Annotated in this window: 20 protein-coding genes; 13 read left to right on the top strand and 7 right to left on the bottom strand. The window is 62.6% G+C overall.

From position 1 onward, the window contains the following. The first annotated feature begins 68 nt into the window (after positions 1-68). A complete protein-coding gene (locus tag BLW62_RS10280) occupies positions 69-1,688 on the top strand; it encodes a 4Fe-4S ferredoxin N-terminal domain-containing protein (RefSeq protein ID WP_090506960.1) in 1,620 nt (539 codons plus the stop codon). Between the two features lie 106 nt (positions 1,689-1,794). Further along, the gene (locus BLW62_RS10275; RefSeq protein ID WP_090506959.1) at positions 1,795-1,992 is read left to right on the top strand and encodes a hypothetical protein; all 198 of its coding nucleotides are present in this window, start codon (positions 1,795-1,797) and stop codon (positions 1,990-1,992) included. Between the two features lie 133 nt (positions 1,993-2,125). On the opposite strand, the gene BLW62_RS10270 is transcribed toward BLW62_RS10275, so the two are convergent. Further along, positions 2,126-3,652: a (R)-citramalate synthase gene (locus BLW62_RS10270; protein WP_090506958.1), complete on the bottom strand. Its 1,527-nt coding sequence runs from the start codon at positions 3,650-3,652 to the stop codon at positions 2,126-2,128. Between the two features lie 231 nt (positions 3,653-3,883). Here BLW62_RS10270 and hpt point away from each other — a divergent pair, with 231 nt between their 5' ends. Next, a complete protein-coding gene (hpt, locus tag BLW62_RS10265; RefSeq protein ID WP_090506957.1) occupies positions 3,884-4,444 on the top strand; it encodes a hypoxanthine/guanine phosphoribosyltransferase in 561 nt (186 codons plus the stop codon). 99 nt (positions 4,445-4,543) lie between these two features. Here hpt and BLW62_RS10260 read toward each other — a convergent pair whose 3' ends face one another. After that, a complete protein-coding gene (locus BLW62_RS10260; protein ID WP_245726710.1) occupies positions 4,544-5,005 on the bottom strand; it encodes a DUF192 domain-containing protein in 462 nt (153 codons plus the stop codon). Positions 5,006-5,128: 123 nt separating this feature from the next. Here BLW62_RS10260 and BLW62_RS10255 point away from each other — a divergent pair, with 123 nt between their 5' ends. Further along, positions 5,129-5,665: a DUF7097 family protein gene (locus tag BLW62_RS10255; protein ID WP_090506955.1), complete on the top strand. Its 537-nt coding sequence runs from the start codon at positions 5,129-5,131 to the stop codon at positions 5,663-5,665. Positions 5,666-5,688: 23 nt separating this feature from the next. Here the strand turns inward: BLW62_RS10255 and ppc are convergent, their stop codons facing one another. After that, a complete protein-coding gene (gene ppc, locus BLW62_RS10250) occupies positions 5,689-8,406 on the bottom strand; it encodes a phosphoenolpyruvate carboxylase (RefSeq protein WP_090506954.1) in 2,718 nt (905 codons plus the stop codon). A gap of 261 nt (positions 8,407-8,667) precedes the next feature. Here ppc and BLW62_RS10245 point away from each other — a divergent pair, with 261 nt between their 5' ends. Together BLW62_RS10245 and BLW62_RS10240 are read left to right on the top strand one after the other, a co-directional pair. Continuing rightward, complete coding sequence (locus tag BLW62_RS10245; RefSeq protein ID WP_090506953.1) at positions 8,668-9,090, top strand: universal stress protein; 423 nt, start codon at positions 8,668-8,670, stop codon at positions 9,088-9,090. Between the two features lie 118 nt (positions 9,091-9,208). Beyond that, positions 9,209-9,637 carry a universal stress protein gene (locus BLW62_RS10240; protein WP_090506952.1) on the top strand — a complete coding sequence of 143 codons (429 nt, stop codon included), beginning with the start codon at positions 9,209-9,211 and terminating at the stop codon, positions 9,635-9,637. Between the two features lie 45 nt (positions 9,638-9,682). Here the strand turns inward: BLW62_RS10240 and BLW62_RS10235 are convergent, their stop codons facing one another. Further along, positions 9,683-10,444, bottom strand: coding sequence for a sugar phosphate isomerase/epimerase family protein (locus BLW62_RS10235; RefSeq protein WP_090506951.1), 762 nt, complete (start codon positions 10,442-10,444; stop codon positions 9,683-9,685). Positions 10,445-10,701: 257 nt separating this feature from the next. On the opposite strand from BLW62_RS10235, the gene BLW62_RS10230 reads away from it, so the two are divergent. Beyond that, a complete protein-coding gene (locus tag BLW62_RS10230; protein WP_245726709.1) occupies positions 10,702-12,162 on the top strand; it encodes a hypothetical protein in 1,461 nt (486 codons plus the stop codon). Positions 12,163-12,186: 24 nt separating this feature from the next. On the opposite strand, the gene BLW62_RS10225 is transcribed toward BLW62_RS10230, so the two are convergent. Continuing rightward, positions 12,187-13,176 (bottom strand): asparaginase, encoded by a 990-nt coding sequence (locus BLW62_RS10225; RefSeq protein WP_090506950.1) that lies wholly within the window; start codon positions 13,174-13,176, stop codon positions 12,187-12,189. 547 nt (positions 13,177-13,723) lie between these two features. On the opposite strand from BLW62_RS10225, the gene BLW62_RS10220 reads away from it, so the two are divergent. The 3 genes from BLW62_RS10220 (at position 13,724) to BLW62_RS10210 (ending at position 17,434) form a co-directional block, all read left to right on the top strand. Beyond that, positions 13,724-14,491: an SDR family oxidoreductase gene (locus BLW62_RS10220; protein ID WP_090506949.1), complete on the top strand. Its 768-nt coding sequence runs from the start codon at positions 13,724-13,726 to the stop codon at positions 14,489-14,491. Between the two features lie 703 nt (positions 14,492-15,194). Then, on the top strand, positions 15,195-16,445 hold the full coding sequence (locus BLW62_RS10215) for a glycosyltransferase (RefSeq protein ID WP_090506948.1): 1,251 nt from the start codon (positions 15,195-15,197) through the stop codon (positions 16,443-16,445). A gap of 86 nt (positions 16,446-16,531) precedes the next feature. Further along, entirely contained in the window at positions 16,532-17,434 is a 903-nt protein-coding gene (locus tag BLW62_RS10210) for a universal stress protein (RefSeq protein WP_090506947.1), read from the top strand. 14 nt (positions 17,435-17,448) lie between these two features. On the opposite strand, the gene BLW62_RS10205 is transcribed toward BLW62_RS10210, so the two are convergent. Further along, positions 17,449-18,423, bottom strand: coding sequence for a nucleotidyltransferase family protein (locus BLW62_RS10205; RefSeq protein ID WP_090507569.1), 975 nt, complete (start codon positions 18,421-18,423; stop codon positions 17,449-17,451). A 219-nt stretch (positions 18,424-18,642) separates the two neighbouring features. On the opposite strand from BLW62_RS10205, the gene BLW62_RS10200 reads away from it, so the two are divergent. Then, positions 18,643-19,815: an inorganic phosphate transporter gene (locus BLW62_RS10200; protein WP_090506946.1), complete on the top strand. Its 1,173-nt coding sequence runs from the start codon at positions 18,643-18,645 to the stop codon at positions 19,813-19,815. Between the two features lie 44 nt (positions 19,816-19,859). Here the strand turns inward: BLW62_RS10200 and ppsA are convergent, their stop codons facing one another. Further along, on the bottom strand, positions 19,860-22,136 hold the full coding sequence (ppsA, locus tag BLW62_RS10195; RefSeq protein ID WP_090506945.1) for a pyruvate, water dikinase: 2,277 nt from the start codon (positions 22,134-22,136) through the stop codon (positions 19,860-19,862). A 522-nt stretch (positions 22,137-22,658) separates the two neighbouring features. Here ppsA and BLW62_RS10190 point away from each other — a divergent pair. Both BLW62_RS10190 and BLW62_RS10185 read left to right on the top strand, forming a co-directional pair. Continuing rightward, positions 22,659-23,537 (top strand): class 1 fructose-bisphosphatase, encoded by an 879-nt coding sequence (locus BLW62_RS10190; RefSeq protein ID WP_090506944.1) that lies wholly within the window; start codon positions 22,659-22,661, stop codon positions 23,535-23,537. Between the two features lie 63 nt (positions 23,538-23,600). Then, positions 23,601-25,013 (top strand): ADP-dependent glucokinase/phosphofructokinase, encoded by a 1,413-nt coding sequence (locus BLW62_RS10185; protein WP_090506943.1) that lies wholly within the window; start codon positions 23,601-23,603, stop codon positions 25,011-25,013. Positions 25,014-25,028 lie beyond the last annotated feature (15 nt).

Genomic DNA, 25,028 nt, shown 5'->3' with positions numbered 1-25,028 from the left:
CAGTGTCAGTAACTACCAATGGTACACGAGGATCAATGCGGTGTTATTCCCTGGGGTGAGGAGCCACGATGAGTTCGGACGAGGAGCGCTCGGACGACGAGCCGTTTCACCCCCTCGGCGAGTCGTGGCAAACCAGCCTCGAGGAGGCACTCGAGGAGACTGAGTACGACGCGGCGTTGGGGATGGAGATGGCGGAAGACGCCATGCGCGTCACGGAGGGAACGCTCTCCGAAGAGGCGTTTTACGAACGGTATCACGAGGACGTCCTCGAGGAGTTCGGCGAAGACAACCGGCCGATAGCCGACGGCACAGCGTCGTCGGCGGAGGGCCACGTCGACCGCGCTCTCGCTCAGGTCGGCGTCGGCGAGGAGTCACGTCGCGGCGTCCTGAAGAAGATGGGCGGTGCTGGTGCGGTCGGAATGAGCGCGTGGGGCGCCTCGAACAGCGACGGAAACGCGGAATTGGCGTTTACACAGGACGACGAGCAAGAAGCCGACGAACCGGACGAGTCGGACGAGGAGGGCGTCCAGTGGGGGATGGCACTGGACCTCGAGCACTGCGACGGCTGTCTTGCGTGTGTCACCGCCTGTGCCGAGGAACACAACTGGGAGCAGGGCGCGAACTGGATGTACGTCCTCTACTTCGAGGACGATACGCCGGGAGAGGCGAACAACGCGTTGATTCGCCCGTGTCAACACTGTACCGACGCCCCCTGTGAGAAGGTCTGTCCGACGACGGCCAGACACACCCGTGACGAAGACGGCCTCGTGCTGACGGACTACGACGTCTGTATCGGCTGTCGGTACTGTCAGGTCGCCTGTCCCTACGGCGTCAACTACTTCCAGTGGGAAGACCCGGACGTGGGCGAGGGCGAACTGGACGAGGACCACATCTACGACGGCCGAGACCGGCCAGTCGACAGTCGCGGCCCCAGAGGCGTCATGGAGAAGTGTACGTTCTGTCCGACTCGACAGGACGGCTCGAAAGACGAGGACATGATCGGGTCGACCGCCTGTGAGGAGGCCTGCCCGCCGGAAGTCATCCAGTTCGGAAACATGAACGACCCGAGCAGCGACCCACAGCGATACATCGAAAACACGGCGAAGAGTCGCACGCTGGCACGGATCTCCGGCGACCTGCCGTCTCCCGACGAGGTCGAAGAACAACTCGAGGACGAGGACATAGCGGACGAAGACGACCAACTCGAGGCCGTCACCGACGCCGTCGAGGAACTCGACGAAGAACTGATCGGACTCGCGCTCGCGATCGACGTTCTCGGCGAAGACGGCCACCCCGAAGTCGAAGCGGACAGTACCTTGGCCGAACAGGAAGCAGACGCGATAGAATTGGTCGAGATCCTCGACGACCAGGGCCTCGATACCGAGGACGAAGACCTGCTCGTCGAACTCGAACTGGCGGACGAACCCGATGAAGACGACGAGTTCGACGGACCGAGCGACGCGATGGCGCAGGATCGACTCGAGGCCTACACGGGCGATTCGCCGTCGACGTTCAAACTCCTCGATAACATCGGCACGGACCCGAACATCGTCTATCTCGGTAACGAACCAGGACCGAACGCAGAGCAGGTCGAGGGGCCAGTCGCGTACGACGATATCGGGCAGACCGACGATCGAAAAGACGTTCTCGACGAGGGAACCGTCGGTGTCGACGGCCCGTCTATCTGAGGCGGAACGAGAACGCCGCCGGTCTGGAACGACTCATCGGGCCGTGGAAATTCATCAGTCCGTGGAGACTCGTCGGCTTTAGTACGCCTCACTCGAAAGGCGACGTATGAGCGTTCGTCAGCGGCTAATCGTCGGCAGTCTGTGGATCGGCGTCGCAGCGGTGATGGCAACGACACTCGAGCCCGGTCTTCCATCGACACTCGGAGAAGGCGCACGCCTGTTCGTCGTGGTCATGGCACTCTTTCTCGCCGTCGTGTACCTCTTCGACCCGTGGGATATCCACGATCGAGAGTACTTCGAGTAGTCGGGTAGCGAGCGCGTGCTCGAAGTCGGGAACCGAAACAGTAGATAGTAGCACAGTTTCGGTCTTCAGAATCGAACCTGAAATCGAATCGGGGAAATTCCACTCGCAGCGAATCGTACACCGCCCTCGAGTGTCAGTCGTCGGCCGGTGTGAGTGGTTTGGTGTCAGCGGCGAGCAGTCGGTCGAGTGAGTCAACCATCGCCTCGACGCTGGCGCGGGTGATGTCGGCCTCGCTGCGGGCGACTGTGACCGACCGATCGTTGCGGACCATCGTCACTTCGACGGTGACGACGGCGTCCGTGCCGCCCGTCACGGCGTTGACGTGGTAGGACTCGAGTTCCGCGTCGGCCATCGAACCGAGCGCTTCGCGGACGGCGGAGACGGCGGCATCGACCGGACCGGAGCCGGTACCGCTGGCGACGCGTTCTTCGCCGTCGACGGCGAGTCGAATGCTCGCGGTCGGAACCGCGCCGCCACTGGTCGCCGAGAGATCCAGGAGTTCGACGACGCGTTCGCGGTCGTCGCCGGTCACGTCTTCGGCGATGGCGAGCAAGTCGGCGTCCGTGACCCGACGGCCGCGGTCGCCCAGTTCCGTGACGCGCGTCGCGATTTCGGCGATCGAATCGTCGTCGGCCTCGACGCCGTGTTCCTCGAGCGTGGCCTTGACGCCTGCACGCCCGGTGTGTTTACCGAGTGCGAGGCGTCGTTCCCGCCCGACCGTCTCGGGTGCATAGGGCTCGTACATCTTGTCGTCTTTGAGCGTCCCGTCGGTGTGGATGCCGCTCTCGTGGGTGAACGCGTTCTCGCCGATGACGGCTTTGTTCGGCGGGAGCTGGACGCCCGTCGCTCGCGAGACGTTCTGGGCGACGTCGTACAGTTCCTCGAGTTCGAGCGTCTCGACGTCGTAGACGTGCGAGAGGGCGATCGCGACCTCCTCGAGTGAGACGTTTCCGGCGCGTTCGCCGAGGCCGTTTACCGTACAGTGGACGAGGTCGGCACCGGCGGAGACGGCCGAGAGCGCGTTCGCGACGCCTAACCCGAGATCGTCGTGCGTGTGAGCACTGACGGGGCCGAGTTCGGCGAGTCGCGAGACTGCCTCGGCGGTGCGTTCGGGACCGGTGTGGCCGACGGTGTCCGCAAAACAGACACGGTCGGCTCCGGCCTCGAGCGAGGTCGCCATGAGTTCCTCGAGGTACTCGAGGTCGGCTCGAGAGCCGTCCTCGCCGATGACTTCGACCCAGAGGTCGTGATCGGCGGCGTAGCCGACGAGTTCGGCGGTCGTCGCGAGGTTGTCCTCGCGAGAGGTGCCGACCTTGCCTTCGACGTGACGATCGCTCGCGGGGACGACAAGGTGGACGCCGTCGACGTCACACTCGAGTGCGAGGTCGATGTCGGCTTCGATGCCGCGACAGAAGCTGGTGACGCGCGCATCGAGATCGAGGTCGGTTACGCGAGAGATCGCCTGTCGCTCACCCGCACCGGTACAGGCGCTTCCGGCTTCGATGACGGAGACGCCGGCACGCTCGAGGCCGCGAGCGATGTCGACTTTTTCGTCGGGCGAGAGCGAGACGCCCGGCGCTTGCTCGCCGTCGCGAAGTGTCGTATCGAGCAGGCGGACTGTACGGTCTGGGGAAATCGTATCTGCAGCGGAGTGAGTCACAGGTAGGAGTGAATCGGTAGTTGGAAGCTGTTCATCGGAGAATTTCACGCCCAGCCGGGTTGCCCCGACTTCCTCTATCCTCGGACATGGTATGCGATGCTATCGCAGTATCCGCTCTTAAATCCGCCGGTCCCGCTCGAGTGTGGATCACACGCGGGCACCACGAACACGTTCACAGTGCTCGAATCACCCGAACAACCTTGCACTCGCGCGCTGTATCGTCTCTCGAGTATGGATCCAATTCTGGAGCCGCTGGCCCGATCGGTTCGCGAGGCCCCGGTCGTCGACCGCGACGGCTACGAGTACTTCGTTCACGGCGTCAGCGATGGCGTTCCACCGATCGAGCCGACGGTGTTGCGAGCGATCGCCGACGGGATTCGCCAGCGGGTCGATCTCACCGACGTCGACACGCTCGTCGCGCCCGAAGCGATGGGCATTCACCACGGAACGGCACTCTCGCTCGCGAGTGAGCTTCCCCTCGCTGTCGTCCGCAAGCGTTCGTACGGCTTTCCGGACGAGGTCGCCGTCCACCAGGAGACCAGTTACGGCGAGAGCGACCTCTTTCTCAACGGCGTCGACCCGGGCGACCGTGTCGTCCTCGTCGACGATGTGCTCTCCTCGGGCGGGACGATCGAGGCGGTCTGTGAGGCGCTCGAGGCTGCCGAAGCCGAAATCGCGGACGTGGTCGTTGTCCTCCGGCGCGTCGACGTTCCACACGAGGACCTCTCTCGTGAGGTTACCAGCCTGCTCGACATCCGAGTGCGGGATGGGGCGGTCGAAATCGTCGAGTGACGGGGCGGTTGCAAATCGAGTCGGTCAGCACGGTCGGGTCGGGTCGAGTCGGTCAGCACGGTCGGGTCGGGTCGAGTCGGTCAACACGGTCGAGTCGAGTCAGCGATCGCTGTCGGATGCAGTCGTCTCGAGCACCAGCCGATCTCCAGCTACGATATCGTCGGCGGAACCGGCCGGAAGCTCGAGGAGCAAGTCACAGCGCGCTCGAGCGAAACTCCGCCACGGGCGCATCCGTTCGACGCGCTGAACGTTCCCGTCGGCAACCCAGATGGCGTCGATGGGGAAGCAGACGAACAGCATGTGGATATCCCGCGTTCTGGTCGTGTCGAATCGGAACGCGAGTGCGTAGTCGTCGGGGATCGACCGGCGAAACATCAATCCACGGGTCTGGCTCACAACGGTGTCGGCTACGTCGACGGTCGTCGCAACGACGTGGTGAGCGCGCTCCGACGTGGCTGGGTCGGTATCGTCTCCATCGGCTGTGTCGTCTCCATCTGCCCTGTCGCTTCCATCGGCTGTGTCGTCTCTCTCCCCTTCTACCGGGTAGTGAACCAACCGCACGTCCTCGAGTCGGCAAGCCGATTGCAAAAGTCTTCTCGCTCGAGGACTCCTCCCACATCGCATCGGGGTGGGCTAGGGCCGTGAGATTCAACTGCTCGCCACCCGAACGAACGACGAGCGCGAATGGAGAAAACGCCACGGGGAACGTCGGTCGGCGTCGACGACCCCTACGAGTTCGCCGGCGTTTGTGACTACCTCACCGGCGAGGGGACGTGTCGCTACGCCTTCGACCACTACGAGCACGACCCCGAATTCGCCCGCGAGCGTGCGAGCGAGGACTATGCCTGCCCCGTCGTCGACCCCGAAACCGACGAAACGTGGGGCAGTTGTCCCCACTTTCGGTCGCGAAACCACGACCGGGAGTGCGTCCGCTGTGGACTCGAGGAAAAACGCATGGCCCACGACGACGAGCGACCGCTGCTCGAGGAACACCACTTATCCTATAGCCGCGACGGCGAGACACTCTCTCACGAGATCACGATCTTCCTCTGTCGATGGTGTCACGCGAAAGTCCACAACTCGTGGGCGCGGATCACCGACGACGCCTCCCCCGACACCGACGCGATTGCCGCACTCGAGGAGCGCCGCGGCCGCGAGTACGACGAGTTGGGATTCGAATCGGCCGCCGAACGGTACGGCGAAGACACCGAGAAAAGTTAGCGCTCGAACCCGAACCGAGACGGTCAGCCCGTGTTCTTCATTCCCGCCGCGATCCCCTTCACCGTCAATCGGAGTGTTCGCTCTTCGATGTCAGTTCGATGGTTTCGGTCGAGCAAGTGGACCTGTAACAGGTTCAGCGGATCGACGTAGGGATTTCGTCGCGCCAGACTCTCGCCGAGCCAATCGCGAGTGTGGAGGCTTTCGCGCTGGCCGATGTCGGTGATTAGGGCCATCGCTCGCTCGTACTCGTCGCTGATCCGGGGGAAGAACCGCCCCTCGAGGTCGTCGTCCGCGAGGTCGGCGTACAGGTGTGCGATCTCGAGTTCGGTTCGCGAGAGCGAGAGCGCGGCGTTGTCGAGCGTCGTCCGGAAGAACGGCCACTCCTCGTACATCTCCTGGAGCGTGTCCAACGAACCGCCGTCGCGTCCGTCTTCGGCCTCGGTTTCTCCCTCGAGGTAGGCGTCGATGCCGGTCGCGAGGGCGTACCAGCCGGGGATGATACACCGCGATTGGGTCCAGGAGAACACCCACGGAATCGCTCTGAGGTCCTCGACGGTTCGCTCGCCCGAACGGGAGGCGGGACGCGAACCGAGATCGAGGTTCTCGATGACCGTGATCGGCGTCGCCTGCTCGAAGTAGCGGACGAAGCCCTCGCTCTCGAGGAGGTCGCGGTACTCTCGACGGGCGGCGTCTGCCATCGTCTCCATCGCCTCGAGCCACTCCTCGGGAATGTCGGCCTCGGGTTGGTCCATCGCGTACAACCGCGCTCGAAGCTGGGCGTTCAGCATCTGTTCGATGTTTCGCTCGGCAATGCGTGGATTACCGTACTTCTCTGCGATGGCTTCGCCCTGTTCGGTGAACTTGACCTGGCCCGTGACGGTCGAGTTCGGCAGCGCGAGCAGGGCTTCGTTCATCGGCCCGCCGCCGCGAGAGATCGAGCCGCCGCGACCGTGGAACAGTCGCATCGTCACGTCGTAATCGTCGCAAATCTCGCCGAGTCGGCGCTGGTTCTTGTACAGCGACCAGTTCGCCGCTAAAAATCCGTTTTCCTTGTTCGAGTCGGAGTACCCGAGCATGATCTCCTGCGTTTGGCCGCGAGCCTCGAGGGCCTGCGCATAGGCCTCGTTCTCGAAGAGCGTTCCCATAATCCGGCGGGCCCCCGAAAGGGCGTACTCGGTCTCGAGCAGCGGCACGACGTCGATGCCACAGTGTTCGGGCACGGAGACGACGCCCGCTTGATCGGCGAGGAAGAGCACCTCGAGGACGTGACTCGGCTCCTCGGTCATCGAGATGCAGTAGGTGTCGATGGCGTGGACGCCGTACTCCGTCTGCCAGTCGCCGAGTTCGTCGAACAGGCGGAGCACGCGGGCCGATTCCTCCGAGAGCCCCTCGGTGTCTGAGAGGTCGACAATGGGGTCGTCCTGGAGAACTGCGTCGGTCAGTAACTCGACGCGCTCGTCTTCGGACAGCCGGTGATAGTCGATTCCCTCGCTCTCGAGTGCCGCTGCGATCGCGTCGGTGTGGGTTTGCTGGTGTTCGCGCAGATCCAGACTCGCGAGGGAGAAGCCGAACGTGGCGACCTGCCTGCGGATGGGGTCGACGTGTGCTTCGGCGACCGTTTCACCGTTGTTGTCCCGAAGGCTCTGAGCGATGACCTCGAGATCCGTCTGAAGTTCTTTGGCATCTGTGTAGCCGTCCGGGCGAACGTCACCGACGCGCTCGAGACGCTCACGCATCAGTTTGAGCTTCTGTCGGTAGGGTTCGCCGGGGTAGCGCGTCTCCGCAGTTTGTGCGCTGCCGGGCAGTCGCTCACGATCCGCTTCGAGCGAGGCTTCGAACGCCGCGCCGACGTCGATCCGACTGCCGTCTTGACTGAGGACGCCGGAGAGACGCTTGAGTTGCTCGCGGTACTTCTCCAGAATGACCGAACGCTGACGCTCGAGGGTATCCGCGGTCACGTCGGGGGTGACGTAGGGGTTTCCGTCCCGGTCGCTTCCCGCCCACGAGCGGAACTCGAACAGTTTCGGCACGTCGATCGTCCCCTCGAGTTCGTCGTCGAGGGCGTCCGCGAGTTCGTCGTACACTTCCCCGACGACGTCGAAGAGCGTGTTCTCGAGGTACCACTGGACGTTTCGGGCTTCGTCTGCGGGTTCGGGCTGTCGATTGCGAACCTGTGGCGTCTGCCAGAGGCTCGTCACTTCGGCGTCGACATCGCGCCAGTGCTGGGCGTCTTCTTTCGTCGTGAGCGAGCACTCGTCTACGGTCTCGAGGTGCGTCGAAATCGTCCGCAGCTTCGATTTGACCGTTTTTCGGCGGGCCTCCGTCGGATGGGCCGTAAACGTCGGTTCGATCAGGACGTCGTCGAGCACCTGTTTTGCAGTCTCTGTGTCGGCTTCGGCCAACTCCTCGGCCGCGGTTTCGAGACTGTGCTCGAGGGCCCCGTCGTCGGACGCACTCCGAATCGTCCGTACTCGTTCGCGCTCCTCGGCGAGATTGATCAGTTCGAAGTAGGTCGTAAAGCCACGCGCGACGATTCGCTGTTGTTGTGGCGAGAGTCCGTGAAGCTCGGAGATGAGTGGCTCTCGGGACTCGAGATCACCGCTCCGGTACTCGATCGCGGCTCGTCGACACGACTCGACCGTCTCGAACGAGCGTCTCGAGGTCTGTTGCTCGAGGACGTCCCCCAACAACGCGCCGAGTTCTCGCACGTCCTGACGGAGCTCTCTGTTGTGTAGTCCCATACCGTACCCGTACGACTCGCATCCAAAAAACCCCCGTATAGGGGATCTATCTGCTATATTCATGCTTTTCTGTGATAGTTACTGGCGCTGTCGTGACGGAACGATTCCGTCGGTACGGGCTCTCGGAGAGCGTCTCCTGTCGTCGCCACAACGTGTCCGCGAAGGGGTGACTCGAAGCGAGTTGTCGGCCGTCGAGCCGATATAAACACCTGCTCAGTCCCAGACGTTGTATTATGCGTCCAGAGCACCAATACAAGGGTAATGACTGAACAAATACTCGTTCCATACGACGGCTCGGGGCCGGCGAAGAAAGCCCTCGAGTACACGTTCGAGACGTTCGACGACGTCGACGTGACTGTCCTGTACGTCGTGCCAGTCCCGGAGGGGTACTGGGAGGCCTTCGAAAATCCGGAGGATCGAATCCCTGCCGCCGACGAGGCGACCGAGCGCGGACAGACCATCTTGGACGAGGCGGTCGACCGAGCCGAGGAGTCCGGACACGAACTCACGACCGAAATCGAGACGGGACGCCCGGGAACGGTGATCGTCGAACGGGCGACAGAGGGGTACGACACCATCGTCATCGGAAGTCACGGCCGACAGGGGGTCTCCCGCATTCTACTCGGCAGTGTCGCGGAATCGGTTGTCCGCCGGGCACCGACGCCGGTTCTCGTCGTCCGATAAGACCTCACACGTCTCGAGTTTCGGTGAGGCGCTCGTCCATCTCGAGTTTCAGTGAAGTTCTCACACGCGTCGAGTCTCCCGTGGTAGTTTTACGACCACGAGTGATGTACGACGACCGATGGGACAATCGATTCTCGTCGCACACGACGGCTCGACGCACGCACAGGACGCCTTCGAGTACGCACTCGAGACGTATCCCGACGCGGAACTCGTTCTCTTCCACGCGATCGACCCGTTCGCCGTAACCCCGGATGCGACCGACGCGTTGGCACCCTTGTCCGAAGCGTGGCTCGAGGAACACCGCGAGGACGCACACGAACTCTTCGAGGCCGCGCTCGAGGGTCTCGAGACGGGTGACACCCGGATCGAAACCGACACCGCGGTCGGCACGCCGGCACCGACGATCGTCGCGTACGCCGCAGACGCCGGAATCGACGGGATCGTCGTCGGGAATCGCGGTCGCAACGACGCCGTCGACGTTCGACTCGGGAGCACGGCCGAACTCGTCGTCAGGCGCGCCGACGTTCCGGTCGTCGTCGTCCGGTAGGCAAACGCCCTGACCGGCACTTACACGACGAGCCCACAGCCCAGGTCAGCTGTCGGCACCAGTCGCTCCGAGGGCGGCGCTCGCTCGCCGTGCACTGTCCCGAAGCAACACCTCGTCGTCCGTGAATACCTCGACGGCGACGGTTCCGTCGAAGTCCCTGAGGTGTGACCCAACGAGGTCGTAGTCGATTTCACCAGCTCCGATCGGCAGGTGGGTATCGCCACGCGACCGGACGTCGTGGACGTGCACGTGTGAGACGAGGTCGCCGTAGCTCGAGAGGAATCGCTCGATTCCGTCGTGTCCGTCTTCCATGTACGCGTGACCCACGTCGAAGCAGACCGCGGTGTCCGCCTCGCGAGCCAGTTTGCCGACCACCGACAGGGGATAGCCCCGGCGCTGGTGACCGACGTTCTCGAGGACTAACTCGATCCCAGCCTCATCCGCTGCGGCACCGATTTCGGTAAGCTGGGAGGTGAACAGCGGACGCAGTGACGTGTCGTGTGGGTTTCTGGCTGTCGCGTGTATCACCGCCTTCTGTGCGCCGACGGAACCGGCCCACGCGAGGAGCCGACTCAGGTACGCACTAATCGCGTCGTTGAGTTCCGGAACCGGCGTGACGACGACCTGATCGTACGGAAGGTGGACGCACAGGTCGGCATTGGCTGTTGTCAGTGCCTCCTCGAGGCGAGTCGTATCGAAGTCGTCGGTGCCAGCCGACTCGCCGATCGATAGCTCCGCCAGGTCGAACCCATCGAGCGTCGCCTCGAGTCGATCCAGCGAGTCGCCGACGGTGAGTCCAACGTCCATACGGAGACGACGACGGCCACCCGCTTATACCGACGGACCATCGGCTGCAAGGAACGCACCAGCGGGAACTCTTGAAAACGTGGCGGAGATGTCGCCGGTTCATACCCACCAACGTTCACTGTTTCGACAACCATTTTTCCACCGAACGGGTTCCTCGCGCGTGAAATGCTACGTGCTCGAAATCGCAATAGAATGTGATGTGTTACTATCAGATTCCATTGTGTGAACTATTTTACCACATTTCTGGCACGTACACTATGAGTGGGTTAACAGGCCGAGACGATGGGGGAAGCGCCTCGAGTGATGGGGATGACGGCTCAGATTCGGCAGAACGTGTTTCCGACAGCCGAAGAACTGTACTGTTCGGCATCGGTGTGACACCGATTCTGTCGCCGCTGTTAGGTGAGTGGTGGCCACCCTGGAGCGGACGTGCGAACGAGACGGAAGAAACGGACGAACGAGGCGACACGTCGGGAACGGACGGAGACGACGCGGGAAGTTCTGCCGGATCGCTCGAGCGTCTCAGGCCGCCAGACCGTGACCTCACCGTTCAGCCGGGGACCCAGATCATGTTCGAGGTGAGTGCGGAGGCGGGGCTCGGACAAACGACGGAGTGGTTGCTCGACGGTGAACGGGAGGATATTTCGATGGGGCCGTGGGAGAGCGCGTACATCGACCACCAGGGTGCAGATATTTGGCTGCACACCGTCGAATCGGAGGGTGAGATCGGTGCGGAGGTCGACGACGACGGCGACGTGTACACGACGTCGTGGGACGTCAGCCTGGATTCAGACGGTGTCGGCTCGCCGAGTATCACCGATAGTAGCCCACCCCAAGACGAGTTAGGGGATCTCGACGAGTACGAGACGATCGAGTTCGAGGTCTCCGTCTCCGATTCGGACGGGAATTTAGATCAGGTCGTCTGGTGGGTGCGTGCGGCCGACGTCGTCTACGACGTCACGTCGGTCAGCGGACGCGAAGACACCGCGAGTATCTCCCCGGACGCGGACGAGTTGGTTCCGGAGGGCGTGGTTGCCTGGGTGCTCAACGAATCTGGCGGCATGGTCGAATCAGAAGTTTGGGAGTTCGGCTTTCCCACGCCCGAGTCGGAATTCGGGATCGAGACGGTCGACACTAACTCCCCCATCTCGAGTGGTGAAACGCTTGAAGTCGAGGCGACCATCCAGAATACGGGTGACTCGACTGGGACGACCGACGTCGACCTCGTCGTCGGCCACGATCCAGAACTGGCCGACAGTGAGTCCGTCGAACTCGATTCCGGAGACGCGGCGACGCTCACGCTGACGTTCGAGGCGGGCGACCCCGCTGGGGAGAGCGAAGAGTTCCCAGGGGTGATCGAAACGGCCGACGACGAATCCGAGTTTCAGATCGTCGTGGAAGACGCTGAACCCACACCAGCGACGTTCGACGTACAGGAGCTGTCGACGAACGCACCAGTCAGTGCTGGAGAGACCATCGAAACCGAAGCGACTGTTCGTAACGTCGGTGACGAAACCGGGACGACCGACGTCGAACTCGTCGTCGGCCACGATCCCGTCGTCGAGGACAGCGAACTGCTGACGCTCGAGCCCGAGGAAGAAGCGACACTTCGACTCCCGTTCGAGGCGGGAGATCCCGCGGGCGAAAGCGAGTCGTTTCCGATCGAAGTCGACACCGGTGCAGATTCGGCGACCGAAATGGTCGTCGTCACGTCGTGACCACAGCAAGCGATTTCGTCTCCGTCACTCGGTCGTCGAAACTCCGCGCTGGCGCTCGAACGCGCTTCGAACGTCTTCTGGGTCGTCATAGGCCGATAATGCCAACCCGAGTTTGATTCGAGCCTTCCATGGAGGCAGCTCTCCCGCCGGGATCGTTCCGTGTTCTCGAAGCGTCCGGCTGCCACCAGGTCCCCCGTATCGAGCTGCCACGGCCCCGTCGTGACACCGCGTCGAAACGACGACCGGAATCCCGGCATCGACGGCGTCGGCGACAGCATTGCCGATTTCGGGTGTCGTGTTCCCGATTCCACTCCCTGCCAAAACGAGTCCGTCGACATCGTTAGCGACGGCTCGCTCGAGTTGCCGGCTGTCGACGCCCAATCCGCTGGGAATTACGTCGACTCGAGCCGTCATGTCGGTACTGGGAAGTGACACCGACTCGCTCCCGGGTTCTCGCCGGAGCCCGATCCCATCGGCCGAAATTTCTGCGACGGGACCGCCCGCCGGCGAGGCGTAGGCGTCCGGACGACCCGCTCGAGCCTTCGTCACCCATCTGGCCGCGTGGACGAGATCGGCGAACGCGATATAGGCCCCCTCTCGAAAGCGCTCGTCTGCTGCAACACGGACCGCTTGCAGGAGGTTCGCGAACCCATCCGCACTCGGATGGTCTGCCGGCCGCTGGGCGCCGGTGAAGACGATCGGTATCTGCGCGTCGGTGACCAAATCGAGGTAGTACGCCGACTCCTCCATCGTATCCGTTCCGTGCGTCACGACGACGCCGTCGACACCGTCTGTCGCCGCCGCTTCGACCGATTTGACGAGCGAGGCGACATCCGACACCGAGAGGTGAAAGCTGAGTTCGTCGGAGACCGACTCGACGTCAATATCCGCGACCCCTTCGAGTTCAGGTACGGCTCCGATCAGGTCGCCACCGTCTTTCGACGGCGTCGCCCCGTCGGGCCCACTCGTCGACGCAATCGTCCCGCCAGTGCTTAACACGCGAACTTGTGTCATGGTCTGGTGTTCTGACTGAATATACTTGACTTATTACCCCCTCTTCGGTCCACTGATGAGTGCAGTACGAAACGTCGCTCTTTCCTCGAGAGTGTCTTCCGTATCGCTTCTGAAACAACCTTTGTGTGCTGTAGTCGGATTCGGAGTGAGCAGTGATCGTTTCGTAGCTGTTTACTTTCGCTTTGGTTGGCAGAGGTATATGTGGGACTGACGGTTACTCTCGAGTGCAACTGAGAACGATCACTGCCCACTGAACCCACGAACTCCACTATACTCCCACTTTGTACGAACTATGATACGAGTTTTGAAGCGAATGGTTGGGCTCACATCGACAACAACAACAATTATATTCGAATGTCGGCGGTGTGGCACCTGCTTTTCATCGGACGAAGAGTCGTGTACCGAGTGCGGAACCAGTAGCATCGTGAAGTACAAGATTTGATACGAATTGCTCGTGTCAGTAAGTTACCTGACGTTTCACTCGAGGAGCAACTCTATGCGCTGTTCCCTTTAGAAGCAAGTACCTTGACGTGGGAGATGGAAGCACATGACGAGCCTGCTCTCGGAGAAGACGGCCATCGTGACCGGCGCATCGAGCGGAATCGGACGGTCGATCGCGCGGACGTTCGCCGAACACGGCGCTGATGTCGTCGTCGCCGATGTGCGCGAAGAACCGCGAGAAGGCGGATCGCCGACCCACGAACTGATAGAGCGCGATACCGACGCATCGGCGACGTACGTCGACTGCGACGTCTCGAGCCTCGACGATCTCGAGGCGATGATCGACGAAGCTGATCGATTTGGTGGCGTCGACGTGCTCGTCAACAACGCCGGCATCTTCCGACCGGAGGAGTACCTCGAGGTGACACCCGACGACTACGAGACTCTGATGGATGTGAACGTGAAGGGGACGTTCTTCGGCTCGCAGCTCGCGGCCGAGCGAATGATCGAGAACGACGGCGGGCGTATCATCAACGTCTCGAGTACCGCCGGTCTCGTCGGAAACGGAGGTTACGTCACCTACTGCGTCTCCAAGGGTGCACTTCGGCTGTTGACGTACGCGCTGGCACACCGTCTCGGCCCGGAGGGAATTCACGTGAATGTGATCCATCCGGGCGGTGTCGAAACGTCGATGATGGAAGACGCCCAAATGGGACCGGAGGCGCTCGGCGAGTTCGTCCAGGCGATCCCGACCCGACGGATCGGCGAGCCCGACGATATCGCGGGGGCCGCCCTCTTTCTCGCGAGCGACCTCGCGAGCTACGTCAATGGCGAGTCGCTCGTCGTCGACGGCGGGTACACACACACCGGGTGACTGTAGAAAACGTGGACTCACCGTTTTAAAGAAAGAAGTCTCGTTCGAGGGGATCGAAATCTCGAGTAGCTAGTATCCCGTTTAGATGTGTAACCGCTATGGCGACGACACACTTCGGAGACGAACAGGAACCCGAGGAGTACGAACGGATCTTTGTCGCAGAGAACGGGTGGGTCGCCGTGTCAGGTGCCGAAACGCACCCCGTGATGTAGTCTCCAGACAGGCTTGCCACGCTCGAAGGGAACGAGGATATTTTCTACGACACACTCCGTTCTCACCGACGAATTCGGACCGAAGCGGCGGGACGATCAGGGGCGAGTAGTTCTGGGTCCCGGGTCCGTGTCGCAGATGACGTACGAACTCGACATCGACTGATGTGAATCGGACCCTTATTCGTTTAGCCACCGTCACCACTTTCTCAGTGACGCGGGAGGTCTTGGACAAGAACCATCCGCCGTTTCCCGCTTCATCTCTCTAGTTCTGACGGATCGGGTCGGCGCTGTCTTGCGATTCACCAGAACCAGCACTCGACAATTGACCGCCAGTCGAAGTGCTCAATCAAACGTGTTTAGTCTAGTAGTGCGACGTTCTGATACATATTCTACCCCCGACATGTTTGTGTATGCTTCTAATCGAATACGTCCACCAGGCGTCCGTTCCCCCCGCAACTGATACCGCCGGTCGTTGTACGATGGCTAGGACGATGCACGCGCCATCACTTCCGGACCGAACGATCGACGCGTACACCGACGTGACGGGTCCTGATCGTCTCGAGCGGCTTGGATCGCTCGCCGATACGCTGGCCGACGATCGCATCCTGCACATCAACTCGACCGCGACTGGCGGCGGCGTCGCTGAACTGCTTCGATCGATCGTTCCGTTGTGCAACGATCTCGAGATCGACACCGACTGGCTCGTCATGGACGCCGACGACGACTTCTTCGAGGTGACCAAGGCGATGCACAATGCGCTCCAAGGAAACAGCCTCCCGCTGACCGAGGCAATGAAAGCGATCTATCGGGCCGTCAACGAGGAAAATGCGATCGAACTCGAGGACGAAGACGCGTACGATCTCGTGGTGATCCACGATCCGCAACCGCTGGGTATGCTCGAGCACTTCGAAGAGACGATGCCGGAGGCCGCGATTGTCTGGCGCTGTCACATCGATCTCACCGACCCAGCCCCGGAGTATCTCGCGTTCGTCTCCGAGTATACGGCGCGGGTCGACCACGCTATTTTCAGTCGATCCAGCTACGTCGGTGAGACTGCGGTTCCGGAAACGAGCATCATCTACCCGTCGATCGATCCGGTAACGGAGAAAAACCGGTCGCTCGACGCGGAGGCGGTCGCAGACGTGTCCGACCGGTTGGACCCCCTCTCGTTCGAGGACCCGCTCGTCACGCAGATCTCCCGGTTCGATCCGTGGAAGGACCAATTCGGCACGCTCGAGGCGTACCGTCGGGCCAGCGAGGACGTGTCTGACCTCCAGTTAGCACTGGTCGGTGGGATGGCCGGCGACGATCCGGAGGGGCTGGAGTTGTACGAACAGGTCGCCGAGGAGGCGACCGCCGACCCGAACGTCCACGTGCTGACCGATCTGCCGGACACTGGCGTGAACGTCCTCCAACGCGAGTCGGACGTCGTCGTCCAGAAGTCGCTGCGTGAAGGGTTCGGTCTGGTCGTCTCGGAAGCGCTCTGGAAACGGACGCCGGTCGTGGGATCCAACGTGGGCGGCATCCCGTTACAAATCGTCGACGGGGAGACCGGCTATCTGGTCGATCCTGACGACGCAATAGGTGCCGGCGAGCGCGTCGTCGACCTGCTCGAGGACGATGGTCGCCGAGCGAAGTTCGGCGAGAACGCCCGCGAACACGTTCGCAAGCAGTTCCTGTTGCCCCGACAACTCGTGGAGTTGCTCGACGTACTCGCCGACGAACTGGACCACGGCCAGTGACCACGCGGACGAGGCCTCGACTACCACCGATGTTCTGTGCCCCCCTACAATTATCCGCTACAGCGGTGAAGTCACGAAGGACAGCTATGAACCGGCTTATCGATTCGATACTGATACCGACGGACGATAGTGAGGGTGCCCTCGCGGGAGCGAAACACGCGATTGCGCTCGCGTCACGGACCGGGGCGGACGTGCACGTGCTCTCGGTTGTCGCCGTTCACAGCGATTGGGAGGGCATCACCGACGCGGCGGAGTCGATGTACGCATCGTTCGAAGACGACGCAGAAGATGCAGTGGAGACCATTGCGGACATGGTACGATCCCACGACTCGGAACTCGAGGTGACGACGACCGTCAAGCGCGGGACGCCGTTCCAATCGATACGGGAGTACGCCACGCGACGTGAAATCGACGTCATCGCCATGGGAACAAAAGGTCGGGATGGACTAGACAGGGTTCTCCTCGGCAGCGTCACGGAGAACGTCCTTCGGACGGCGCGCACGCCCGTCCTCGCCGTTCCGCCGACCACGGACACGACCGAAGTAGATGATATCGCCTTCGACGAGTTCCTCCTCCCGACAGACGGCAGTGACGGAGCCGCCGTCGCGGCCGACTGGGGGATCGGACTCGCGGGTCGACTCGAGTCGATGATCCACACCGTGTACTCCGTCGATACCAGTCGTCTCTCCAAACGGAACGCACCGGACGAACTGCTCGAGGCCCTCGAACAAAGCGGAGAGGATGCTATCGACGGCGTTCGAACGCAAGCCACCGAAGCCGGCGTCAGCATCACCGGAGCGATCACGACCGGCTCGCCGGCGGACGTCATCCTTACGTCTGCGACCGAGCGCGACGTCGACATGATCGTCATGGGAACGCACGGTCGTACCGGAATTGGGCAGTGGTTTCTCGGGAGCGTCACCGAAAATGTCGTTCGACAGGCCGACGTTCCGGTGTTCTGTGTCCCGGTTAGTGCCAAGTCACCGTGAGGACAGTCGCGAAGTCACTCCCGTGATCGGTCCGGAATCTGCGTGTACGCACCAATCATCGCGTCATGGAGATCGAGCCCCTCGAGAGCTGCCCCCTCGTCGACGATTGATCGGCGGGCGGTCGTCGCCTCCAACGTCGCGTCCGGGAAGATCACCGCTCGTTCGACGTCGGTATCGACGAGCGTCGCGTTCGCCATGACGTGGACGTTCGGTCCGATCGACGCGTCCTCGAGCGTCGCCGACTCGGCGACGTGCGAGTCGCCGTCGAGGGTCCAGGCGACGGCATCGAGATAACTGTCCCGCGTGCCGATGTCGAACCAAGCCCCGTCGAACGTGTACGCGTACGTCGGCTCCCGCGACTGGAGCCACTGGACGAACCAGCCCGGCTCGTCGGGATCGGTATCTTCCTCGAGGTACGTCGACAGTTGCTCGAGCGTTTCCGCTGGAAATGCGTAACAGCCGATCGAGACGCGCGTCCCAGGCGGATCGTCGGGTTTTTCCTCAAAGTCGACCACACGGTCGTCCTCGAGGTCGACGACCCCGTAAGCGCTCGCCCGCTCCGGCGAGGCGACGTCGTAGGCGGCGATCGTCGGTGCGTCCCTTCGATCGTAGTGCTCGAGGAAGTCCTCGATCGCGAACTCGAAGATGTTGTCGCCGGCGATCACCAGCAGGTCGTCGTCGATCCCCTCCCGATCGACGAGCTGGGCGAGCGCGCCGACGACGCCGAGTTTCTCCGCTTCGGCACGAGTCTCTTCGATCGATAGTTGGGGCTTCTCGTAGCCACTGTCGGCCAACTGTGCCTCGAAGTCGGGGGCGAATCGTTCGTTCGTGCTGACGTAGACCTCCTCAATCCGATCTACCGCCTCGAGTTCGTCGTAGATGCGCTCGACGACGGTCGTCTCCCCGAGCGGGAGGAACATCTTCGGCCGGTGTCTCGTGATCGGCCACAGTCGCGTGGCGTACCCACCGGCGAGGACGACGGCTTTCATCGACTCGTCTCGCCCCCGGCAGGCGGCGTTCGACACCGATATGGTCTCTCGGTCGGCGGGATCGCTTGTCGGTTCGTACTCATACGAATCTGGCGCGGTTTCGGGTGCGACCTCCAACGACGCTGGTGGTAAAGCTTTCACCCGCATAGCGAGTCGAGTCGACCCGTTCACCGATCGCTAGAATACATATTTCGGCGTTCGTACCGACAGTATTTGCAAATGGTCGAGTCCGTCCTGGTGATTGGAGTCGCCGTATCGGTTTTCGTCGGATTCAACATCGGCGGGTCCTCGACCGGAATCGCCTGGGGACCCGCCGTGGGTGCGGGATTGATCGGGAAAGCGACGGCGGCAGCCATCATGACAGGATTCGTCTTTCTGGGCGGCTGGACCGTCGGTCGGAACGTGATGGAGACGCTGAGCGACGGGATCATCACGATCGAAATTTCGCTCACGGCGGGCGTCGCCATTCTTTTTTTCATCGGTCTCGGAATCCTCGTCGCCAACATCTTCGGCGTGCCAGTTCCAACGTCGATGACGACCGTCGGCGCAATTGCAGGGCTTGGACTGGCGACGGACACGCTCAACCACGAGACCGTCGCGTGGATCCTCTCGTGGTGGATCTTTACACCCGTCTTCGCGTTCATGATCGGTGCGATCATCGGCAGGTACGTCTACGCGGGGCTCAGTCGTCGCGTCCAGATCGAGAACTCTGACGGTCCGCTCGTCGTTCTCGACGGTTCCGGCCGGTTTCCGACGCCCGCCCTCGGGCCCAACACGACCTGGCGTGAGATCGGTGGGACGACCGTTATCGTCGTCCTCGGGTGTTACATGGCGTTCAGTGCGGGTGCGAGCAACGTCCCGAACGCCGCCGCGCCCCTCGTTAGCGGGGGGGCGCTGGCAGCCGAACCGGCGATCGTCGTGGCGGCGGCTGCGATCGGCCTGGGCGGGTTCACGATCGCCCGGCGGACGATGGAATCGGTCGGGAGCGATATCAGCGACATTCCGTTGCTCGGCGCGCTGATCATCATGCTCACGGCTGCCTCGATTACGACCGCGCTCTCGTACATCGGGATTCCGATCAGCCTCGTGATGGCGTCGGTCGGCGCGATCGTCGGCCTCGGCTGGGGACGGGCAACCAGACCGATCGCCGCCCGCGAGGCGATCTCGAGGGAGCCGACAGACACCGAGATCGTGATGGGTGCACTGACCGCCGAGGACGCGATCGACGACGTCGCACCGATCGGCGAGGACGAGCCCGAGGACGTCCGCGAGGCCGACGAACTCTTCAAACCGGAGGCCGTCATCAGGTACGTGACGATGTGGATCGTCGGGCCCTCGATGTCGACGATTCTCGCGTACGTATTTTTTGTGTCGGTTCCGGGTGCCGTCTAACGTGGGGTTTCAGCCGTCGTGTTCGCGTGGCTTCGATCTCGTGATCACGCGTCCTCGCTCTCGGAGACCGTCAACAGCGTCTCGACCGCCACGTCCGGGGACACGGAGATCGAATCGATCTCCGAATCGAGCAGGAACTCGACGTACTCCGGAATCGTCGACGGCGCGTCCCCGCAGATGCCGACCGGTCGATCGTGGCGGTGGGCCTCCTCGATCAACGACGAGATCGATCGCGTCACCGACTCGTCGCTCTCGTCGAACAGCGGCGCGAGCTGTTCGGAGTTCCGGTCGACGCCCAACGTCAGCTGAGTGAGGTCGTTCGAGCCGATCGAAAAGCCGTCGAAGAGCTCGGCAAAGCGATCCGCGAGCACGATGTTCGAGGGCAGTTCGGCCATCACGTATACGTCCAACTCGTCCGGCGGGAGACCGTACTCGGCCATCAACTCGAGAACGCGTTCGCCCTCCTCGGGCGTGCGACAGAACGGTACCATCACGGTGACGTTGTCCAGTCCGACGTCCTCGCGAACTTGGCGTAGCGCCTCACACTCGAGGCCAAACGCCTCGCGAAAGTCCTCGTCGTAGTACCGGGAAGCCCCGCGCCAGCCGATCATCGGATTCGACTCCTCCGGTTCGTGCTTCCAGCCGCCCTCGAGGTTGCGGTACTCGTCGGTTTTGAAGTCGCTGAGCCGAAAGCGGACGTCGTCGGGGTAGAACGCGGCGCCAATCTTCGCGATGCCGGTTCGCAGGGCATCGACGAAGCGCTCCTCCTCGCCCCGCTCGAGTAGTTCCAGGGGGTGATAGCCGACGTGGGAGGTTACGATGAACTCTTCGCGGGCCAGCCCGATGCCGTCGACGGGGAGGGAAGCGAGCGCGAACGCCCGCGCGGGATCGCCGAGGATGAGCTTGACCTCGGTGTCGGTCTCGGGCAAATCGTCTACCACCTCCTCGCGGACCTCGTACTCGAGTTCGCCCTCGTAGACCCGGCCGACGTCGGTCGAGCAGTCGACCGTCACGGGGTCGCCGTTCGACAGCGTCTCGGTCGCGTCGCCGGTGCGAACGATGGCGGGAACACCGAGCTCTCGCGAGACGATCGCCGCGTGAGACGTCTTGCCGCCCCGATCGGTCACGATCGCACTCGCCCGCTTCATGACGGGGACCCAGTCCGGGTCAGTCATCTCGGTGACGAGAACGTCGCCCTCCTCGACGCGGTGCATCTCCCGGTGGTCCTCGAGGACGCGGACGGAGCCACTCGCCACGGCGTTACCGATAGCGATCCCGTCGAGAATCTCTTCGGCGGTTTCCTCGAGACTGTACGTTCGGAGGACGTTCCCCTCGACTGTCCCGTGGACCGTCTCCGGCCGAGCCTGGACGACGAACAGCTCCTCGAGTTGTCCGTCGACGAGCCACTCGATATCCTGCGGAGCATCGAAGTGATCCTCGATACGGGCCGCGTACGTCGCGAGCTCCTGGATTCGGTCGTTCGAGAGGGCGAAGGCGTTCTGTGCGTCCTCGGAAACCGACTCGAGTTTCGTGCCACCGTTTCGCCGGACCATTCGCTGGGTCTTCCCGCCCAGCTGTTTCTCGACGATGCCGTTGGTCGGCTTGAAGACGACGTATCTGTCGGGATCGACCACGCCCTGGACGACGGGCTCGCCGAACCCGTAGGCCGCTTCGATGACGACGACCTCCTCGAAGCCGGTGTCGGGATCGAGGGTGAACAACACCCCCGAGGAGGCAAGGTCGGCTCGCCCCATCTTCTGGACGGTACAGGCGAGTTTCACGTCGAGGTGATCGAAGTCCGTGTTCTCGCGGTAGACGATCGCCCGGTCGGTAAACAACGACGCGAAGCAGTGTTTGATCGACTCGAGCAGATCCGTCTTTCCCGAGACGTTCAGAAACGTCTCCTGTTGGCCCGCGAAGGAGGCATCCGGCAGATCCTCGGCAGTCGCGGAGCTCCTGACAGCGACTTCAGGATCGTCGATCCCGACTCGGTCAGCCAGTTCCTCGTACTGCTCGAGGATCGCGAACTCGAGTTCCGACGGCATCTCGGCGTCCGAAATCAGGGTTCGAACCCGCTCGCCCCGGCGCTGTAAGTCCGACACGTCCTCGACATCGAGGTCGGCAAGTTCCGACTCGATGGCCTCGCGGATGTCGGTCTGCTCGATATAGTAGTCGTACGCGTCGGCCGTCGTCGTGAACCCTGGTAATACGGGCACCTCGAGGTCGGTGAGTTCGCCGAGGTTCGCGCTTTTCCCGCCGACGATTCCCGAATCCTCGCTACTAACGTCTCCGAGTTGCCTGACGAACGTATCTCCTCGCATCGGTCTGTGGTCTCGACCACGTGAATGCCAATAAGTCACCGGGGCTGGACAGGTCCTGGGCGTGACGGACGAGTCGTCGTCCGCACCGATAGCACGTCGTCGACACCAGTCTCGGCACACTCGAGCCGGAACGACGAGTGGTCGACACACTCGAGTTCGAGACAGCCCGACGAGCCGATCTTCTGACCCACCACAAACAGTATATAGCTCCTCGGTGGAGCACTCGGCGAATGATACCGATCGACGACGCTCCCATCGTTCGGAATCGGCGGCTCCTGATTCTCGCGATGGATCGCGGCCTGACACGGGCCGGTCGATTTCGCGGACGGTCCGAAAACACTCGGTTTGGCGGCCGTCGAAGCCGTGATGGACACCGGCGCGACGGGCCTCGCCGTCGGCCCCGACGTCTGGCAACGCGAGGACCCGGGCTAAGTCCTCGACACCCTCGACGGAACCTCGACGCCCTCGAAGGAATCGGCTCCGAAGAAACGACCGCCGACGAAGTACTCGAGATGTGAACCCATGATAAACACGAATTCACCCTCCGAAACCGCCGTCGCGACGATCGCTCGGACAGCGAGTGAAATTCATCAGGGTTTGGTCGGTCGGCGGGTGACGGCCGACGACGAGAATCCGAGCGGCGAAACGCAGTTCGAGGCGGACCTCTTCGCAGACGAATTGCTCGCCGACCGACTGTCGTCGGTCGACGGCGTCGCCCAGTACGCAAGCGAGGAGCGAGCCGAAATCGTCGACTGCGGTGACGGCGCGCTCGCCGTCGCCGCCGATCCCGTCGACGGGACGTCTAACCTGCCCTCGAACAACACGCTGGGAACGGTATTCGGCATCTACGACGCGGCGCTCCCCGCGCCGGGAACGGCCCTCGTCGCCGCGGGGTACGTCCTCTACGGACCGATCACGACGATGATGGTCGCTCGAGAGGGTGCCGTCACGGAGTACGAACTCGCCGGCGGCGAACGAACCGTCGTCCGCGACGATGTCTCGATTCCCGACGATCCCGCCGTCTACGGGTTCGGCGGCCGGGTTCCGACGTGGACCGACGACTTCCGCGAGTTCGTCCGCACGATCGAGATGGACGAAGCGCTCGGCCTCGAGATGCACTACAGCGGCGCGATGATCAACGACATCAACCAGGTCCTCACGCACGGCGGTGTCTTCGCCTACCCCGCTCTCGAGGACAGCCCAGAGGGAAAACTTCGGCTCCAGTTCGAAGGGAATCCGATCGGCTACATCATCGAGACGGCTGGTGGGCGCTCCTCCGACGGGAGCAAATCCATACTCGAGGTCGAGCCGACTGACCTCCACGATCGAGTGCCACTTCACGTCGGTAACACCGAGTTGATCGAGCGTCTCGAGGCCGCGCTCGCGGCTGATTCGGGGTAGCTTCAGGGTAGTATCGCCGAGTCACGCATACCATTAACTCACTAGGTCTGGGAGCACCCCACCATGGTGGACGAGCACTCCCAGTTACAGGCAGATATCCGAGCATTGGAGGGACTACCGGTGTTCGTCGCGTACAACGCAAACGTCGATGCGATCGTTCGGGTCGACGGGGACCTCGAGGCGTTCCTCGAGCGGCCGGCAGATCCCGGCGACCGCCAGCCACCGAGTCCGCTGGCGTCGAAACGGGACCTCGCGACGGCGATCACGCACACGATGGCGGCCGGGCGGGGCGACGAGGTCGCGATGACTGACGAATTTTCTGCCACGCTCGAGGCGGAGTTCGAGCCCGACAGCCAGCAGATGGGGGGCCAGACGGGCATCATGACCAATCTCGTCTCCGCGCTCGGTGCGTCGCCGGTGACGTACACGTACCTGCTCTCGGAGCGACAACTCTCGATGTTCGACCACCCCGACGCCGTGGAGTACCCGAAGGTCGAGGACGGAGAGGTCGAGTTCATTCCGTTGCGCGAGGCGGTCAACACTGACCGGACGAAAATCAATTGGGTGTTCGAATTTCGCAGCGGCGATGAATTGTTCGGGGTCCCCGCGACCGAAGATACACGATTCATCGCGGCCTCTCGGCCACCGGAGTTCGACCTCGTCGCCGGCGACCTCGACGCCCACGTGGACCAGGTCGGCGAGGTTGTTGACGGGGCGTTGCTCGCCGGCTATCACAACCTTACGCCCGACCACGTCGAGGAGGGATACGAGCAGGCCCACCGCCACGCTCGAGACGTCATCCGTCGGCTTCGGTCCGGGAGCGAGGACGGCCTCCAGGTCCACATCGAGTACGCCGTGACACACGACGAGGCCCTCCGGGAGAGCATGTACGAGTGGATCCTCCCGGAGGCGGACGTCGTCGGCGCGGATACCCACGAACTCACCCTCTTACACGACGACGCCGAACTCGAAGCAGTCGGGACGCCCCCTACAGAAGCGACACCGTTCGAACCCGAGGAAATCCTCACGCACTATCGCATGCTCGAGGCCATTCGAGACGAACTCGGCGTCGGGTGCGTTCAGTTACACGCGATGGAGTACCACCTCGCCGTCATGTCGTCGTATCCCCATCCCGAGGCGGTCGCACGCGGTCTCGAGTTTTCGGCCGTCAACGCGGCGACGAAGGCATCACTGGGCGACATCTCGTCGCCGGCGGATCTCGAAACCGGCCTGGAGTACGAGCCTTCAGCGAAGGGTCGGGAGGCGATTTCCCTTCTCGCGGACCACCTCGATGAAACGGCCGAGGACGGTGTCCTCTCGACCCCGACGGTCGCCGCTTGCCCCAATCGCGTCGTCGAGGATCCCGCGGGAACGGTCGGCATCGGCGACATCGTCTCCTCCTCGAGTTTCGTCCTCGAACTCGCGATTGCAAACGAACACGACGAGACAGGAACTCGAGGCTCACCAGCAACGTGACACGGCCGGTTGTCG

The sequence above is a fragment of the Natronorubrum sediminis genome (assembly GCF_900108095.1).
Classification (GTDB): domain Archaea; phylum Halobacteriota; class Halobacteria; order Halobacteriales; family Natrialbaceae; genus Natronorubrum; species Natronorubrum sediminis.
This window is presented reverse-complemented; position numbering and strand designations above follow the sequence as displayed.